Below are 16,028 nucleotides of genomic sequence, written 5' to 3' on the forward strand. Positions count from 1 at the left end.
GCGCGGCGTAAGAACGGCTTTGCTCAAAGCGCGCCTCGCGCAGCATGAGACACTGTCCTTATACTTTGGTCAGTGACAGTCAGGGCTGGGTCCTTTATTCGGATTGGTACATGGACAGTGTTGTAGTTGAGGCCCGCCCCGACGCGGACGATCGTTTCGAGACCGCGCGGGTCACCGCCGCGATCGATGCACTCGCCGAGAAGCACTCCGGCCGCGAGGATCAATTCCGCGCGGCGATGGCGCAGCTGCTCAAGGCCGAGCTGATCGCAGCGCGCGCCACCGCGCAGGCGCTGCTCTTGAAGGACCGCCACGGCCGCCGCTGCGCCGAGCGGCTCTGCTTCGTGCAGGACGAGATCATCCGCATCCTCTATGCCGCTGCGACGCGGCATCTCTATCACTCGCCGATTCCGTCCGGCGCCGAACGCATGGCCGTGGTCGCGACCGGCGGCTATGGCCGCGGATTGATGGCGCCGGAATCCGACATCGATCTGCTGTTCATCCTGCCCTACAAGCAGACCGCCTGGGGCGAGCAGGTCGCGGAAGCGATCCTGTATTGCCTGTGGGACATGGGGCTGAAGGTCGGCCACGCCACGCGCTCGGTCGATGAATCGATCCGCCAGGCGCGCGGCGACATGACGATCCGCACCGCGATCCTCGAGACCAGGTTCCTGACCGGCGACCAGCCGCTCTATGACGAACTGGTCGAGCGCTTCGACAAGGAGGTCGTGCAGGGCACCGCCTCCGAATTCGTCACCGCCAAGCTCGCCGAGCGCGAAGAGCGCCATCGCCGCGGTGGCCAGTCGCGCTATCTGGTCGAGCCCAATGTGAAGGACGGCAAGGGCGGCTTGCGCGATCTGCACACGCTGTTCTGGATCGCCAAATATGTCTACCGCGTGCGCGAGACCGACGAGCTCCTGGAGCGCGGCGTGTTCGACGCCCAGGAATATCGCACCTTCCGCCGCTGCGCTGATTTCCTCTGGTCGGTCCGCTGCAACCTGCACTTCTTCGCCGGCCGCGCCGAGGAACGGCTGTCGTTCGACATGCAGCGCGAGATCGCCGTCCGCCTCGGCTACACCTCGCATCCCGGCATGCAGGACGTCGAGCGCTTCATGAAGCACTACTTCCTGATCGCCAAGGACGTCGGCGATCTCACCGCGATCCTGTGCGCCAAGCTCGAGGAAGAGCAGCAGAAGCCGGCGCCGGTGCTAAGCCGCATGGTGGCGCGCTTCCGCCCGAGCGCCAAGCGGCGCCGGGTGCCGAACAGCGACGACTTCATCGTCGACAACAACCGCATCAACCTCGCCGCGCCCGACGTCTTCAAGCAGGATCCGGTCAATCTCATCAGGATCTTCCGGCTCGCGCAGCAGAACAACCTCGCCTTCCATCCCGACGCCATGCGCACGGTGACGCGCTCGCTGAAGCTGATCAACACCCAGCTCCGCGAGAACGAGGAAGCCAACCGCCTGTTCATGGAGATCCTGACGTCTGATAACGCGGAGACCGTGCTGCGGCGGATGAACGAGACCGGCGTGCTCGGCCAGTTCATCCGCGCCTTCGGCAAGATCGTGTCGATGATGCAGTTCAACATGTACCACCACTACACGGTGGACGAGCATCTGATCCGCTGCATCGGCTTCCTGCAGGAGATCGAGCGCGGCGGCAATGACGAGTTCATCGTCGCGAGCGATCTGTTCCGCAAGATCCGCCCCGAGCACCGCGCGGTGATCTACATCGCGACGCTGCTGCATGACATCGCCAAGGGTCGGCCCGAAGATCACTCGATCGCCGGCGCCAAGGTGGCGCGGCGGCTGTGCCCGCGGCTCGGCTTCTCGGCCGCCGACACCGAGCTGGTGGCCTGGCTGATCGAGGAACATCTGACGATGTCCACGGTCGCGCAATCGCGCGATCTCTCCGACCGCAAGACGATCGAGAATTTTGCCGCCGTGGTGCAGTTGGTCGAGCAGATGAAGCTGCTCACCATCCTGACCACCGCCGACATCCGCGGCGTCGGTCCGGGGGTGTGGAACGGCTGGAAGGCGCAGCTGTTGCGTACGCTGTATTACGAGACCGAGCCGGTCCTGACCGGCGGCTTCTCGGAAGTGAACCGCGCCCAGCGCATCGCGGTGGCGCAGGCGGAATTCCGCGCCGCCTTCACCGAATGGCCGGAAGCCGAGCTCAACGCCTATATCGGCCGGCACTATCCGGCCTACTGGCTCAAGGTCGAGCTGCAACGCAAGATCCGCCAGGCGCGGTTCATCCGCTCAAGCGAGCAGGCCGGCCACAAGCTCGCGATCAACGTCGGCTTCGACGAGGTCCGCGACGTCACCGAGCTGACCATTCTCGCAACCGACCATCCCTGGCTGTTGTCGATCATCGCCGGCGCCTGCGCCTCCGCCGGCGCCAACATCGTCGACGCCCAGATCTACACCACGACCGACGGCCGCGCGCTCGACACCATCTCGATATCAAGAGAATACGACCGCGACGAGGACGAAGGCCGTCGCGCCACGCGGATCGGCGAGATGATCGAGAACGTGCTGGAAGGCAAGCTGCGCCTGCCCGAGGCGGTGGCGCGGCGCGCGGTGCGCAGCAAGACGCGGCCGTTCATCGTCGAGCCCGAGGTCACCATCAACAACCAATGGTCCGACCGCTACACCGTGATCGAGGTCTCCGGCCTCGACCGGCCCGGCCTGTTGTACCAGCTCACCACCGCGATCTCGAAGCTCAACCTCAATATCGCGTCCGCCCATGTCGCGACCTTCGGCGAACGCGCCCGCGACGTGTTCTACGTCACCGATTTGCTGGGCGCCCAGATCACCGCGCCGACCCGGCAGGCCGCGATCAAGAGCGCGCTGTTGCACCTCTTGTCGAGCGAGGACACCGCGGCGAAACCGGCGGCCTGACCCGATCGGAGCGAGTCGGATCAAAAGCGTAGGGTGGGCAAAGCGCGAGCGTGCCCACCTTCACCAGCACGGCGTTTGATGGTGGGCACGGCGCTGGCGCTCCTTTGCCTACCCTTGTATTAGCACGCCAAAGGTCTCGCATGATATCGTCCGGACGTCGAAAAGCTGCTAATATCCAGCCTGTTAGGAGGGCGACGTTGTCGCCGCTGATGATAGCAGTCACCTAGCGACGCAGCGCGGCCCGTGATGGCCAAGTGCTGGTGCTGCCGATGATGCGCACCCCGACCGTGAAGTCCTGGTCTGCCGAGCAGTGGCTGCTCGGCAGCATGGTGCTGGCGCTGGGTGCGGCTGCCGGCATCTGGCTGGTGCTTGGTCCGCAGCCAGCGGCTCCCGCCAATTTGATTGCCGTCGCGCTGCTGATCGCCGCGCTTGCCGCCGCATTGATCGTGATCCGCCTTTTGGGCACTAGCCAAAGGCAGACCGAAGCCGTGCTGCACGGCCGCGCGAGGGACGAAGAGCGCGCGATAGACACGCTGCGCAGCAGCGAGGCGCAATGGCAGGAGGTGTTCGAGCACAACCCCGTTATGTACTTCATGGTCGATGGCACCGGCACCGTCCTGTCCGTCAATACGTTCGGCGCGGCACAACTGGGTTACTCTGTCGGCGAACTGCTCGGGCAATCCGTGCTGAAGGTCTTTGCTGCCGAAGACCGACCGATGGTCCTGAGCAACGTTGCGACGTGCCTCGACGGGATCGGCCAACCCCACAGTTGGGAAATCCGGAAGGTCCGCAAGGACGGTTCGCGGCTTTGGGTGCGTGAAAATGCCAAGGCCGTGCGGCGGCTGGACAATCAATTGATCGTCCTGATTGCATGCGAGGACATTACTGACCGCAAGCAAGCCGAGAATGCGCTGCGGCAGAGCGAAATGTACCTGGCCGAAGCCCAGCGATTGAGCCACACCGGCAGCTTCGGCCTCAACGTTGCCAGTGGCGACCTCATCTGGTCGGAAGAGACTTTCAGAATATTCGGATTCGACAAGGCTCCGTCCATCAAGCTCGACACCGTCCTTCAGCGCATCCATCCGGATGATCGCGCGCGCGTGCAACGGACGATCGACCGCGCGTCCCGCGAGCGGACGGACTTCGAGCACGGATACCGATTGCTGATGCCCGACGGCGCGATCAAATATGTCCACGCCACTGCACATGCGGTGGCTGATGCTTCGGGCGACACTGAATTTATCGGAGCGGTCACTGACGTCACCGCCCGCAAGCGGGCCGAGGCGGAATTGCATGAATTGCAGACAAACCTCGCACATGTCACACGCGTGACCGCCCTGGGAGAACTCGCCGCATCGATCGCCCATGAGGTGAACCAGCCGCTCGCCGCCGTCGTTACCAACGCCGCGGCATGTCTGCGTTGGCTCGACCGGCAGCCACCTAACCTGAAAGAAGCGCTCGGAACCGTGCAGTCGATCATCAAGGACGGCAATCGGGCCGGCGAAGTCATCCAGCGTGTCCGTGCACTGGTGAGCAAGACGACCGATCAAAGGGCACCGCTCGACATCAACGACGTCATCAACGAGGTTGTCAGCCTGGTGCAGTATGAGCTGCTCAGCCACCGGGTGTCACTGCGGCTGGAACTCGCGCCCGCACTCCCGCTCGTCGTCGCCGATCGCATCCAGCTGCAACAAGTGATCCTCAATCTGGTCATCAACGGCATCGAGGCGATGCAGCCGGTGACGGACCGACCGCGGGAGCTCGTGATCCGGACCGGTCAGGACGACGCCCGGCAAATCCTGGTCTCGGTCCGCGACTGCGGCCTCGGGATCGCCACCGAAAATGCCGGCCGGCTGTTTGACGCCTTCTTCACCACCAAATCCAGCGGGATGGGAATGGGGCTGTCGATCTGCCGCTCGATCGTCGATGCCCACGGAGGTCACCTCTCCGTGGCGGGCAACGACGGCCCCGGCGCGACATTCGCGTTCACCCTGCCAACGCATCAAGAGGATCGTGCATGGTGACCGGGCGCTCTGCATCGCCACCCACCCTCGCAGGCGCCGAGGAGCCGATCGTCTTCGTCGTCGACGACGACGCATCGGTGCGTGACGCACTGAGCAACCTGTTCCGGTCAGTCGGCTTGCGGGCCGAGGCGTTCGGATCGGCCCACGAATTCTTGCAGAGCAAGCTTCCGAATGCCCCAAGCTGCCTGATCCTCGACATCAGGTTGCCCCGGCTGAGCGGCCTGGATTTTCAGGCCGAGCTGGCGAAGGCCGACATTCATATTCCGATCATCTTCATGACGGGTCATGGCGATATCCCGATGACGGTCAGGGCGATGAAGGCCGGGGCCGTTGACTTCCTGACCAAGCCATTCCGCGATCAGGACATGCTGGATGCCGTAACGACGGCGATCGAACGCGACAGAAGCCGTCGTGATGAAACAAGGATTCTCTCAAACCTGCGCGTGGCATTCGCGACCCTGACGCCTCGTGAGCGGCAGGTGATGACACTCGTTACGGCGGGGCTCATGAACAAGCAGGTCGCGGCCGAAATCGGCGTGGCTGAAATCACCGTGAAGATACACCGCGGGCACATCATGCGGAAAATGGCGGCGAAGTCGTTGCCTGATCTGGTGAGAATGGCGCAACTTCTCGGGATCGAGCCCGCATCGGGCCAAACCTAAGTATGATTCTCCGGTCCTGTTTTGCAGCACACTCTGCCGTTCCGCAAAGGACACCGTGTGGCTGTCTCCAGGAAGGACCTCCTTGTCTAGTCCGCCAGTGATCTCAATCATCGACGATGATGAGTCGGTTCGTGCCGCAACCCAGAATCTCGTCAGGTCGCTTGGCCATGTGGTCCACACATTTGCATCGGCTGAGGAATTCCTGCGTTCGCCGCACCTCAATGACACATCGTGTGTGATAACGGACGTCAGAATGACGGCCATGAGCGGGCTCGATCTACAAGCCCATTTGCTTGCCGACGGACGGAGCTTTCCGTTCATTTTCATCACCGCTTTCTGCGTCGAAAGCGACCGTGCCCAGGCGATGAAGGCGGGGGCAATCTGTTTTCTGAGCAAACCCTTCGACGGGGAAGCTCTGATCAAATGCCTCGATACCGCCCTGACGCGAAACGGCGCGTCGGCGAGCCAATGAGTTCAATCGGCATAGGCGGCCTGCCGGCCGCCGTCTCGTAGAACGCCGATGCTCTGCATCGGCTATGGCGCGAGCGGCCTATACCTAAGGATGATCCCGCCAAACATCTAGACAAGTTGAATGCGGGCGGCGGCAACACAAGACTGCGCGTCGTCGACCTTCGAGAGGACCGAAGGCACAGACAGCATCAGACATTTTTGATCGGCAAATGGCAATTCCTCGGAGGAAGGTCGCCATGCATACGGAACCGCGGTGCTCTCAATGTCACAGCGATAACCCCAAGATCATCTGTTTGCGAAATCCGGCACGCGAACGCTACTGCGGACGCCTGTGTCTTTACAAAGGTCAGGAGGACTTCATTCGCTGGATGCGGCGCGCCATTGCGGAGGCCGCATCATGACGAACCGTTGCGGAAATCCAGAGTGCCGGCGCCCCTTCGGATTGATCCGGCGCAGCTGGTATTTTGAGCAATTTTGCTCGACCAAATGCCGCGAGGCTTACAAGCGGCAGCTACAGCGCAACAGGGCCTACTGGAAATGGCTCTGCCACTCGCCGGAGCCGGCGGCCCAGCGAAAGAATTGATCCAACGACTGGGGTGAGCGACATCCCAAGGAGTGACCATGACGACAGTGGATGCGATGCTGGTCGGAGCGATACTGGCGTGGGCGCCTTCGCTGATTGTATTCCTCTATATTGTACGCGACCTGCGCGACATGCCCGGCAAAGACCTCGATTGATCCTCTGGCGGCGGCGCTGACGCGCCTTCGCCCGCCCTAGCGCGCGCAGACTTAGATCTCCACCCCCTCGTGGCGCAGCAACCAGCGCTTTCGCTCCAGCCCGCCGCCATACTTCACCAGCGAGCCGTTGGCGCCGATCAGGCGGTGACAGGGCAAGACGACGCTGATCGGGTTGGAGCCGTTGGCGTGGCCAACCGCGCGCATCGCGTTCGGCGCCTTCAGTTTCGCCGCCAGCGCGCCGTAGCTCATCGTGGTGCCGGGCGGGATCTTCGGCAGCGCGGTCCAGACCTTCCTTTGGAACGGCGTGCCGGCCACGCGCCATTTGATCGTGGCAAGCCGATCGAGATCGCCCTTGAAGTAGCCACTTAAGGCGGCGCGCAGATCGGACGGGGCGCCCGCTGCCGTCAGCGTCACCGCGCCGTAATGCAGCCGCAGCAAATCGCGCATCCGCGCTTCGTAATCCTCCCAATCGAGTGCGCGCAGCGCGCCGTCGTCATCGGTCACCAGCAGCGCTACGCCGATCGGCGTCTTGAGGCGATCGAGGTTGAAGGTCTGAGGTGTCTTGCGATCGGCCATCTCGTCTCGCGGGGAAATCGGCATCCTGTCACGCATATTTTCCACCGTCCGCGCGCAAGCGTCCACCCGAATTCCGCCTGCCGGTTTGGAACGCCGCGTCATGTGCCCGCTCGCGACGCGCTCGGGGCGTACCTTGCAATGCAACCACCATTCCTCCATCATCCCTGCAACGATGACATCTGCGGCACCAACCGGTGGACAAGATCATCGGCAACATGGGAGGTCAGGATATGAAGAGCGGCATTGTTCAAATGCTTGCCGGGACAGCGCTTGCGATCGCGTTGTCGGTGACATCAGCCACCGCGCAGAAGAAATATGATACCGGAGCGACCGACACCGAGATCAAGATCGGCCAGACCGTGCCGTTTTCGGGCCCCTATTCCGTCTACGCCGGCATCGGCAAGACCCAAGCCGCCTACCTCAGGATGATCAACGATCAGGGCGGAATCAACGGTCGCAAGCTGAATCTGATCCAGTATGACGACGCCTATTCGCCGCCGAAGACGGTCGAGCAGGTTCGCAAGCTCGTCGAGGGCGACGAAGTCCTGTTCACCTTCCAGGTCATTGGTACGGCAGCTAACGCCGCTGTCCAGAAATACCTCAATGGAAAAAAGGTGCCGCAACTGCTCGCCTCGACCGGGGCCGCGCGCTTCACCGATCCGCAGAACTATCCCTGGACCATCGCCTTCAACCCGAACTATGTGTCCGAAGCGCGCATCTACGCGAAATATATTCTCGCCAATCACCCCAATGCCAAGATCGGCGTCCTCTATCAGAATGACGACATGGGACGAGACTACCTCGCGGGATTGAAGAGCGGGCTCGGTGCGAAGGCGGCAAGCATGATCATCGGTGAAGTGTCCTATGAGGTCTCCGATCCGACGGTCGACTCGCAGGTGGTCAAGCTGAAATCGCTAGGCGCCGATCTGCTCTTCGACGCCTCGACGCCGAAATTCGCGGCACAGGCGATCAGGAAGGTCAATGATCTGAACTGGAATCCGGTGCACATTCTCGACATCAACGCGAGCCCGGTGTCGGCAACGCTGAAGCCTGCGGGGCTCGACATCTCCAAGGGCATCATCTCGACCAACTACGGCAAGGATCCGGGCGATCCGCAGTGGCAGAACGACCCGGGCGTGAAGGCCTATTTTGCCTTCATGGACAAATATTACCCGGAGGGCGACAAGCTCAATACGGTCAACACCTACGGTTATTCGGTGGCTGAACTCCTGGTGCAGATCCTCCGCCAATGCGGTGATGATTTGACGCGCGAGAACGTCATGCGGCAAGCAGCCAACCTCAAGAACTTCGTCGGCAGCCTGTCGCTGCCCGGCATGTCGGCAAACACGTCGCCGACCGACTATCGCATCAACAAGCAGATGCAGATGATGAAGTTCAATGGCGAGCGCTGGGAGCTGTTCGGCCCGATCATCGAGGACACCGGTCCGGCGGGCTAGCTCCGATCACGACCCGCCCAGCAAGAGACCGGCGCAGCGTTCCCCGCTGCGCCGGTTCGCGTTTGGGCCGCCCCCTACTTTCGTTGACCTGAAATCACTCACCTTTTCGGCACGGCTCATCTTGCGTTGCAACAAGGGTTCCTCCAGTATCCCCGCCCAGCGATGGCATCCCCGCGGGAATTTGGGCCTGCGGACAAGATCATCGGCCAATCATCAATCACGTGAGGAAACAGCATTATGAGGAACGGGATTTTCCATCTGGTCACGGCAACCGCGCTGACGATCGCGCTGTCGGCCTCGTCCGCCTCCGCGCAGAAGAAATACGACACCGGCGCGAGCGATACCGAGATCAAGATCGGCCAGACCAATCCATTCAGCGGACCGGCCTCCGCCTATGCCACGATCGGCAAGACCCAGGCCGCCTATATCAAGATGATCAACGATCAGGGCGGCGTGAACGGCCGCAAGATCAATCTGATCCAGTATGACGACGCCTACTCGCCGCCGAAGGCGGTCGAGCAGGTGCGCAAGCTCGTCGAGAGCGACGAGGTGTTGCTCACCTTCCAGCTGCTCGGCACGCCGTCGAACGCGGCGGTGCAGAAATATCTCAACTCCAAGAAGGTGCCGCAGCTGTTCGCCGCAACCGGCGCTTCGCGGTTCTCCGACCCGAAGAACTATCCCTGGACGATGGGTTTCAACCCGAACTACTTCGTGGAGGGGCGAATCTACGGCCAGTACATCATCAAGAACCATCCGAATGCCAAGATCGGCATCCTTTATCAGAACGACGACCTTGGTAAGGACTACCTGAACGGCATCAAGGCCGGCCTCGGCGACAAGGCCGCGAGCATGATCGTGGCCGAGGCTTCTTACGAAGTCTCCGATCCAACCATCGATTCGCAGATCCTCAAGATCAAGGACGCCGGCACCGACCTGTTCTTCTCAGCCTCGACGCCGAAGCAGGCGGCGCAGGCGATCAAGAAGATCCACGAGCTCGACTGGCACCCGGTGCACATCCTCGACATCAACGCCACCTCGGTCGGCGCGGTGATGAAGCCGGCGGGGCTCGAGGCCTCGAAGGGCGTGATCAGCGTCAACTACGGCAAGGATCCGCTCGATCCGACCTGGAAGGACGATCCGGGCATGAAGAAATATTTCGAGTTCATGGCGAAGTACTATCCGGATGGCGACAAGGATTCGAACTTCAACTCCTACGCCTACTCGACCACGCAGCTCCTGATCCATGTGCTCAAGCAATGCGGCGACGACCTGACACGCGAGAACGTCATGAAGCAGGCGACCAGCCTGAAGAACGTTCAGCTCGACCTGTCGCTTCCGGGCATCGTCGCCAACACCTCGCCGACTGACTACCGCGTCAACAAGCAGCTTCAGATGATGAAGTTCAACGGCGAGCGCTGGGAACTCTTCGGCCCGATCCTCGAGGACGCCGGCCCGGCGGGCTAGCGATGCCGCAGGATTGAGATGCAATCGGCGGCCTCAAGGGCCGCCGATTTGTTTTTGATCTGCGTAAAAATCTATCCCCGTCATGCTGAGGAGGCCGTGCAGCGGCCGTCTCGAAGCACGACGGCCCGACCGTGGCCGTGCGTCCTTCGAGACGCGCGTTCCGCGCTCCTCCAGCGACAACGGCGAAGCCGTTGCGCGGGGATGACGGGGATAGCGATCAACTCGGCCTACTTCGGAATCTCCCCGAACGTCTTGCCGATCGGCAACACGGCATGCCGGATCAATCGCGAATCCTCCACCGCGGCCTGGCGATGCTTCACCGCCTCGCGATAGACGGGATCGCGGATCATCTCGACGAAGGCTTGGACGCTCGGATACTCCGCGATGAAGCAGTGGTCCCAGCGCTCCTCTTGCGGGCCGATCAGCATCAACTCGAACCGGCCCTGCCAGACGATGCGGCCGCCGAGCCGCTCGAACACCGGCCCGCTCTCGCGGCCATAGGCCGCATAGGCTTCCGCGCCTGTCGCCTTGCGGCCGTCGGGATAGGCGGCCTGTTCGCGGAGGCGGACCAGGTTGAGCATGTGGATCGGTCCCGGCCGGTTGTTGTCCCGGAATTGCGCGAAGATTTCCTTGGTCGGATCGATGTGGCCCATGCGGTGCTCCTTTGATGATCCACCGCTATTTAGCAACGCGGCGCCCTACCTCCTAATCCCGCGTTAAGCTTTGCGTAACCGCCCCTTAAACCGGGAACGCTAGCGTGCGCGCCGGACCGGAGCCCGGTTCTGATTCCATCAGAACCGGGCTCCTACTTCTTGTTTTGACGCGTTTTCTTCACGCGAACCGGAGTCCACTTCGCTTGAAAACGCTATCGTGTGAGCGTTGCGTATGGCGTGGGGACGGAAAAAAGGCGGTGCGCGCAAGGAGCCGCTGTTCGGGCTTCCGGCCGCGCTTGCCGATCTGCGGCTGTCGCCCGACGACCGCGTTCCCGGCGGCGGCGACGACAAGCCCGCCAAATCCAAACGCAGGAGTGACGATTCCTCTAGCGAGAAGCCGCGCGCCTCGCGCAGCGGCAGCAAGCGCCGCAGCAAGTCGCGCGGCATTCGCGTCGGCCGCCTGTTCTACTGGACCGCCGTGCTCGGCCTGTGGGCCGGGATCGCGGTGATCGGTGTCGTGGTGTGGGTCGGTGCGCATCTGCCGCCGATCCAGTCGCTGGAGATTCCGAAGCGGCCGCCGACGATCCAGATCGTCGGCCTCGACGGCAGCGTGCTGGCACAGCGTGGCGAGATGGCCGGCGCCAATGTTGCGCTGAAGGACCTGCCGCCCTATCTGCCGAAGGCGTTCATCGCCATCGAGGACCGCCGCTTCTATTCGCATTATGGCGTCGACCCGGTCGGCATCCTGCGCGCGGCGGTGACCAACATCCTGCATCGCGGCGTTTCGCAGGGCGGCTCGACGCTGACCCAACAGCTCGCCAAGAACCTGTTCCTGACCCAGGAACGCACCATGCAGCGCAAGCTGCAGGAGGCCGAGCTCGCGCTGTGGCTCGAGCGCAAACATTCCAAGAACGAGCTGCTCGAGCTCTACCTCAACCGCGTCTATTTCGGCTCCGGCGCCTATGGCGTCGAGGCCGCGGCGCAGCGCTATTTCGGCAAATCGGCGAAGAACGTGACGGTAGCGGAGGCCGCGATGCTGGCCGGCCTCGTCAAGTCGCCGTCGCGGCTCGCGCCGAACCGCAATCCGGAAGGCGCCGAGCAGCGCGCGCAGGTCGTGCTTGCGGCGATGGCGGACGCCAAATTCATCACCGAGGCGCAGGCCAAGGCCTCGATGGGCCAGCCCTCGATCAATGTGAAGCCGGCCGGCGCCGGCACCGTCAACTACGTCGCCGACTGGATCGGCGAAGTGCTGGACGACCTCGTCGGCCAGATCGACCAGGACATCGTGGTGCAGACCACGATCGATCCGAAGCTGCAAGGCGTCGCGGAGGCCTCGATCATCGACGAGCTCGCGGCCAAGAGCGTGAAGTTCAACGTCAGCCAGGGCGCGCTGGTGGCGATGACGCCCGACGGCGCGGTGCGCGCCATGGTCGGCGGGCGGAACTACTCGGAAAGCCAGTACAACCGTGCCGTCACCGCCAAGCGCCAGCCCGGCTCGGCGTTCAAGCCGTTCGTCTACCTGACCGCGGTCGAGTCCGGGCTGACCCCGGACACGATCCGCCAGGATGCGCCGCTCGATATCAAGGGCTGGAAGCCCGAAAATTACACCCATGAGTATTTTGGTTCGGTGACGCTGACCCAGGCGCTGGCGATGTCGCTGAACACGGTCGCGGTGCGGCTCGGCCTCGAGGTCGGCCCGAAGAGCGTGGTGCGTACCGCGCACCGGCTCGGCATCTCCTCGAAGCTCGAAGCCAACACATCGATCGCGCTCGGCACCTCGGAAGTGTCCGTGATCGAGCTGGTCGGGGCCTACGCGCCGTTCGCCAATGGCGGGCTCGGCGTCTCGCCGCATGTGGTGACGAAGATCCGCACAAGCACCGGCAAGGTGCTGTACGACCGGCCCGCGGACCAGCTCGGCCAGGTGATCGAGCCGCGCTATGTCGCGATGATGAACAGCATGATGCGCGAGACCTTGATCTCGGGCACCGCGCGCAAGGCCGAGATCCCCGGCTGGACGGCGGCGGGCAAGACCGGCACCAGCCAAGATTATCGCGACGCATGGTTCATCGGCTACACCGCCAATCTCGTCACCGGTGTCTGGCTCGGCAATGACGACAACTCGCCGACCAAGAAGGCGACCGGCGGCGGCCTGCCGGTGGAAGTGTGGTCGCACTTCATGAAGGCTGCGCATCAGGGCGTGCCGGTGGCGGCGTTGCCGAACTCACAAGCGAGTTGGGGGCCATCGAACCTGATGCAGATCTCGTCGCAGATCAGCCCGCCGCAGGCCACGGTGGGTCGGGCACCGCCGCCACCGATGCCGGCTCCATCCGCCGGCGGCTATCGCCCGCCACCGCCGACCCGCGCCTCGGCGCCGCCGAATCCAAACGCGCGCCCCGAACCGGCGGCAGGATTGGATGGCTGGCTGGTGGACCGGCTGTTTGGCGGACGTTGACGGTGTTGTAGCCCGGATCGAGCGCAGCGAACCCCATCGCTTTCGCCTGTCATGATGGGTTTCGCTTCGCTCTACCCATCCTACAAGCTGGTTCGCCCGCTTTCGCGGGTGATGACAGCACGACGTGAGGCGAAGAACGAGGCTAATCCTCGATCCCGTAGCGATGCAGGTCGTTGCCGTGGGTATCGAGCCAGCTCTTGGCACGATCGACCGACGAACAGATCCGGCCGACAACCCGCCAGAACCGCGCCGAATGGTTCATCTCGACGAGGTGCGCGACCTCATGCGCGGCGAGGTAATCGAGCACGAAGGCCGGCGCGAGGATCAGCCGCCAGGAGAACGACAATGAGCCATGCGAGGTGCAGGAGCCCCAGCGGCTCGACTGGTCGCGGATCGAGATTCGCTTGACCCGTACGCCGAGTTCCGCGGCGTAATGCTGCGCGGCCTTCTGCAAATCCTTGCGCGCCTCGCGCTTGAGGAAATCGTGCACGCGGCGGTCCATGTGCTCGACGCCGCCGGCGACGCACAAGACCTTCTCGCCGGAGTCACGGGTCTCGGTCCACACCGTGCCGCGCTCGCCGGCGCGATGCACCAGCCGATGCGGCACACCGCGCATTGGCACCACCGTACCGGGTTGAAACGGCGCAGCTTTCGGCAAGCGACCAAGGCGAGCGGCAATCCAACCACCGTGGAGCTGCGCGAAGTCCTTTGCTTCCGCGATCGTGCCGCGAGGCGGCATGGTCAGGATCGCTTCGCGGTCGGTGGGATGGATTCGCAGGGTGTAGCGGCGCGCGCGTCTGTGCCTACGAAGCCTGATGGCGAAGTATTGAGAGCCGTGTCTGACCAAAACAGTCGCGGGTTCGGCGGGCCGCCGATAGAGGAGCGCGCGAGTAGCCATTTCTGAGAGTCCGGGGAGCAGGAGTTCACCCGGATTCTGCCATATCCGCCGCCAGGGAAAGCGCTCGGCGCAAAAACAAATCATTTGCCCAATATACAGGGGCTGGTCAGTTATTGACCCCTACCTGCAGGGGGCGGAACCGACTTTTTTTAAAGTGAATCAACCTTGCAAGCAGCGCTCAAGGAATGAGGCCACACTCATCCCTTGAGCGACCCGGGAATCGGGATTCTTTTAGTTAATTCAGCGACTTATGCGACCACCGAAATCGCGGCTGAGTCGATACCTATTCAGCAGCCCGGACCAGAGCGAGCCTCGTATTGGCCGCCGAGACCATGAAATCGGAGATCCGCGGAACGATTTCGGAGCGGAAACGCGAGCCGTTGAACACGCCGTAGTGCCCAACCCCCTTCTGCACGTAATGCACGCGGCGTTGATCGGGGATCGAGGTGCACAGCGCATGCGTTGCCTCGGTCTGGCCGAGGCCCGAAATGTCGTCCTTCTCACCTTCCACCGTCATCAGCGCGACGCGACGGATCTTCGACGGCATCACTGGCTGGCCGCGATGGGTCATCTCGCCCTTCGGCAGCGCGTGCTTGACGAAGACGGTGTCCACGGTCTGCAGGTAATACTCCGCCGTGAGGTCCATCACCGCGAGATACTCGTCATAGAACTCACGGTGCTTGTCGACGAGATCGCCGTCGCCCTTCACCAGATTGGCGAACAGCGACTTGTGCGCGTCCATGTGCCGATCCAGGTTCATGCTGATGAAGCCGTTGAGCTGCAGGAAGCCCGGATAGACGTCGCGCATCACGCCCGGATGCGGGAACGGCACCTTGGTGATAACATTGTTGCGGAACCACTCGATGCCGCGCTCTTCGGCAAGCTGGTTCACCGCGGTCGGATTGCGGCGGGTGTCGATCGGGCCGCCCATCAGCGTCATCGACAACGGCACGAAGGGATCGTTGTTGGCTTCCATCACGGAAACCGCTGCAACGACCGGCACCGACGGCTGGCACACCGCGATGACGTGCATGTTGCCGCCGAGCGTATGCAGCATATCGATCACGTAGTCGACGTAGTCATCGAGATCGAAGCGGCCGGCCGCGAGCGGCACCATGCGCGCGTCGGCCCAATCGGTGATGTAGACCTCATGCGTCGGCAGGAAGGCCTCGACGGTTCCGCGCAGCAGCGTCGCGTAATGGCCCGACATCGGCGCGACGATCAAGACGCGCGGCTGCGGGTTGCGCAGCGGGCGCGTCAGATTGCGGTCGAAATGCAGAAGACGGCAGAACGGCTTTTCCCAGATCGAACGCACCTCGACGGGCGTGCGGATGCCGTTGACCTCGGTCGTCGGCAGGTTCCATTCGGGCTTGCCGTAGCGGCGCGTGGTACGCTCGAACAACTCGCTGGCCGCGGCGATCGACTTCCCGAACTCGGTGTGCGACCACGGATTGAGCGGATTCTGGAACAGGATCTTGGTGGCGTCGGCGACTGCGCGCACCGGATTGAGCGACGCATGCGCCATCTCGTACATCCAGTACAGCGGCGTCGTGAGTGCCGGACTGCCTCCCACCGCCAGTGGCGGGGCACCGCCAAATTCACCAATCGGCATCGTCTTCAAGACCCCCTGTTTTGCGCCGCAGCATACTGACGAATGCGTAATATTGCGTCAATGCGACGATCGGCAAATTTAGGGGCCGTCACCAGCTAAAAGGGCGAAAATCCACGGG

Annotated in this window: 11 protein-coding genes; 7 read left to right on the forward strand and 4 right to left on the reverse strand. The window is 62.9% G+C overall.

Translation table 11 applies throughout. The features are described from left to right. Positions 1 to 110: 110 nt before the first annotated feature. The 4 genes from ACFFWD_RS27145 (at position 111) to ACFFWD_RS27160 (ending at position 6,061) form a co-directional block, all read left to right on the forward strand. Positions 111 to 2,903, forward strand: coding sequence for a [protein-PII] uridylyltransferase (locus tag ACFFWD_RS27145; protein WP_376970385.1), 2,793 nt, complete (start codon positions 111 to 113; stop codon positions 2,901 to 2,903). A 254-nt stretch (positions 2,904 to 3,157) separates the two neighbouring features. Beyond that, on the forward strand, positions 3,158 to 4,927 hold the full coding sequence (locus tag ACFFWD_RS27150; protein WP_376970387.1) for a PAS domain-containing sensor histidine kinase: 1,770 nt from the start codon (positions 3,158 to 3,160) through the stop codon (positions 4,925 to 4,927). After that, positions 4,921 to 5,589: a response regulator transcription factor gene (locus tag ACFFWD_RS27155; protein ID WP_376970388.1), complete on the forward strand. Its 669-nt coding sequence runs from the start codon at positions 4,921 to 4,923 to the stop codon at positions 5,587 to 5,589. The genes ACFFWD_RS27150 and ACFFWD_RS27155 overlap by 7 nt, the downstream gene beginning before the upstream one ends. Before the next feature lie 97 nt (positions 5,590 to 5,686). Continuing rightward, on the forward strand, positions 5,687 to 6,061 hold the full coding sequence (locus ACFFWD_RS27160; protein ID WP_376970438.1) for a response regulator transcription factor: 375 nt from the start codon (positions 5,687 to 5,689) through the stop codon (positions 6,059 to 6,061). Positions 6,062 to 6,849: 788 nt separating this feature from the next. Here ACFFWD_RS27160 and ACFFWD_RS27165 read toward each other — a convergent pair. Beyond that, the gene (locus ACFFWD_RS27165; protein WP_376970390.1) at positions 6,850 to 7,374 is read right to left on the reverse strand and encodes a methylated-DNA--[protein]-cysteine S-methyltransferase; all 525 of its coding nucleotides are present in this window, start codon (positions 7,372 to 7,374) and stop codon (positions 6,850 to 6,852) included. Positions 7,375 to 7,604: 230 nt separating this feature from the next. Between ACFFWD_RS27165 and ACFFWD_RS27170 the strand changes: the two genes are divergently transcribed. Next, positions 7,605 to 8,831, forward strand: coding sequence for an ABC transporter substrate-binding protein (locus ACFFWD_RS27170; RefSeq protein WP_376970392.1), 1,227 nt, complete (start codon positions 7,605 to 7,607; stop codon positions 8,829 to 8,831). Between the two features lie 237 nt (positions 8,832 to 9,068). Continuing rightward, positions 9,069 to 10,295: an ABC transporter substrate-binding protein gene (locus ACFFWD_RS27175; RefSeq protein ID WP_376970394.1), complete on the forward strand. Its 1,227-nt coding sequence runs from the start codon at positions 9,069 to 9,071 to the stop codon at positions 10,293 to 10,295. Positions 10,296 to 10,522: 227 nt separating this feature from the next. Here the strand turns inward: ACFFWD_RS27175 and ACFFWD_RS27180 are convergent, their stop codons facing one another. Beyond that, on the reverse strand, positions 10,523 to 10,948 hold the full coding sequence (locus ACFFWD_RS27180; protein WP_376970396.1) for a DUF1330 domain-containing protein: 426 nt from the start codon (positions 10,946 to 10,948) through the stop codon (positions 10,523 to 10,525). A gap of 232 nt (positions 10,949 to 11,180) precedes the next feature. Between ACFFWD_RS27180 and ACFFWD_RS27185 the strand changes: the two genes are divergently transcribed. Then, the gene (locus ACFFWD_RS27185; protein WP_376970398.1) at positions 11,181 to 13,400 is read left to right on the forward strand and encodes a transglycosylase domain-containing protein; all 2,220 of its coding nucleotides are present in this window, start codon (positions 11,181 to 11,183) and stop codon (positions 13,398 to 13,400) included. Positions 13,401 to 13,542: 142 nt separating this feature from the next. Here ACFFWD_RS27185 and ACFFWD_RS27190 read toward each other — a convergent pair whose 3' ends face one another. Beyond that, positions 13,543 to 14,382 carry a M48 family metallopeptidase gene (locus ACFFWD_RS27190; protein WP_376970400.1) on the reverse strand — a complete coding sequence of 280 codons (840 nt, stop codon included), beginning with the start codon at positions 14,380 to 14,382 and terminating at the stop codon, positions 13,543 to 13,545. 199 nt (positions 14,383 to 14,581) lie between these two features. Beyond that, a complete protein-coding gene (locus ACFFWD_RS27195; RefSeq protein WP_376970402.1) occupies positions 14,582 to 15,910 on the reverse strand; it encodes a polyhydroxyalkanoate depolymerase in 1,329 nt (442 codons plus the stop codon). Between the last annotated feature and the right edge of the window lie 118 nt (positions 15,911 to 16,028).

Origin of the sequence: Bradyrhizobium erythrophlei (assembly GCF_042430365.1) — a bacterium.
Lineage (GTDB): Bacteria > Pseudomonadota > Alphaproteobacteria > Rhizobiales > Xanthobacteraceae > Bradyrhizobium > Bradyrhizobium erythrophlei.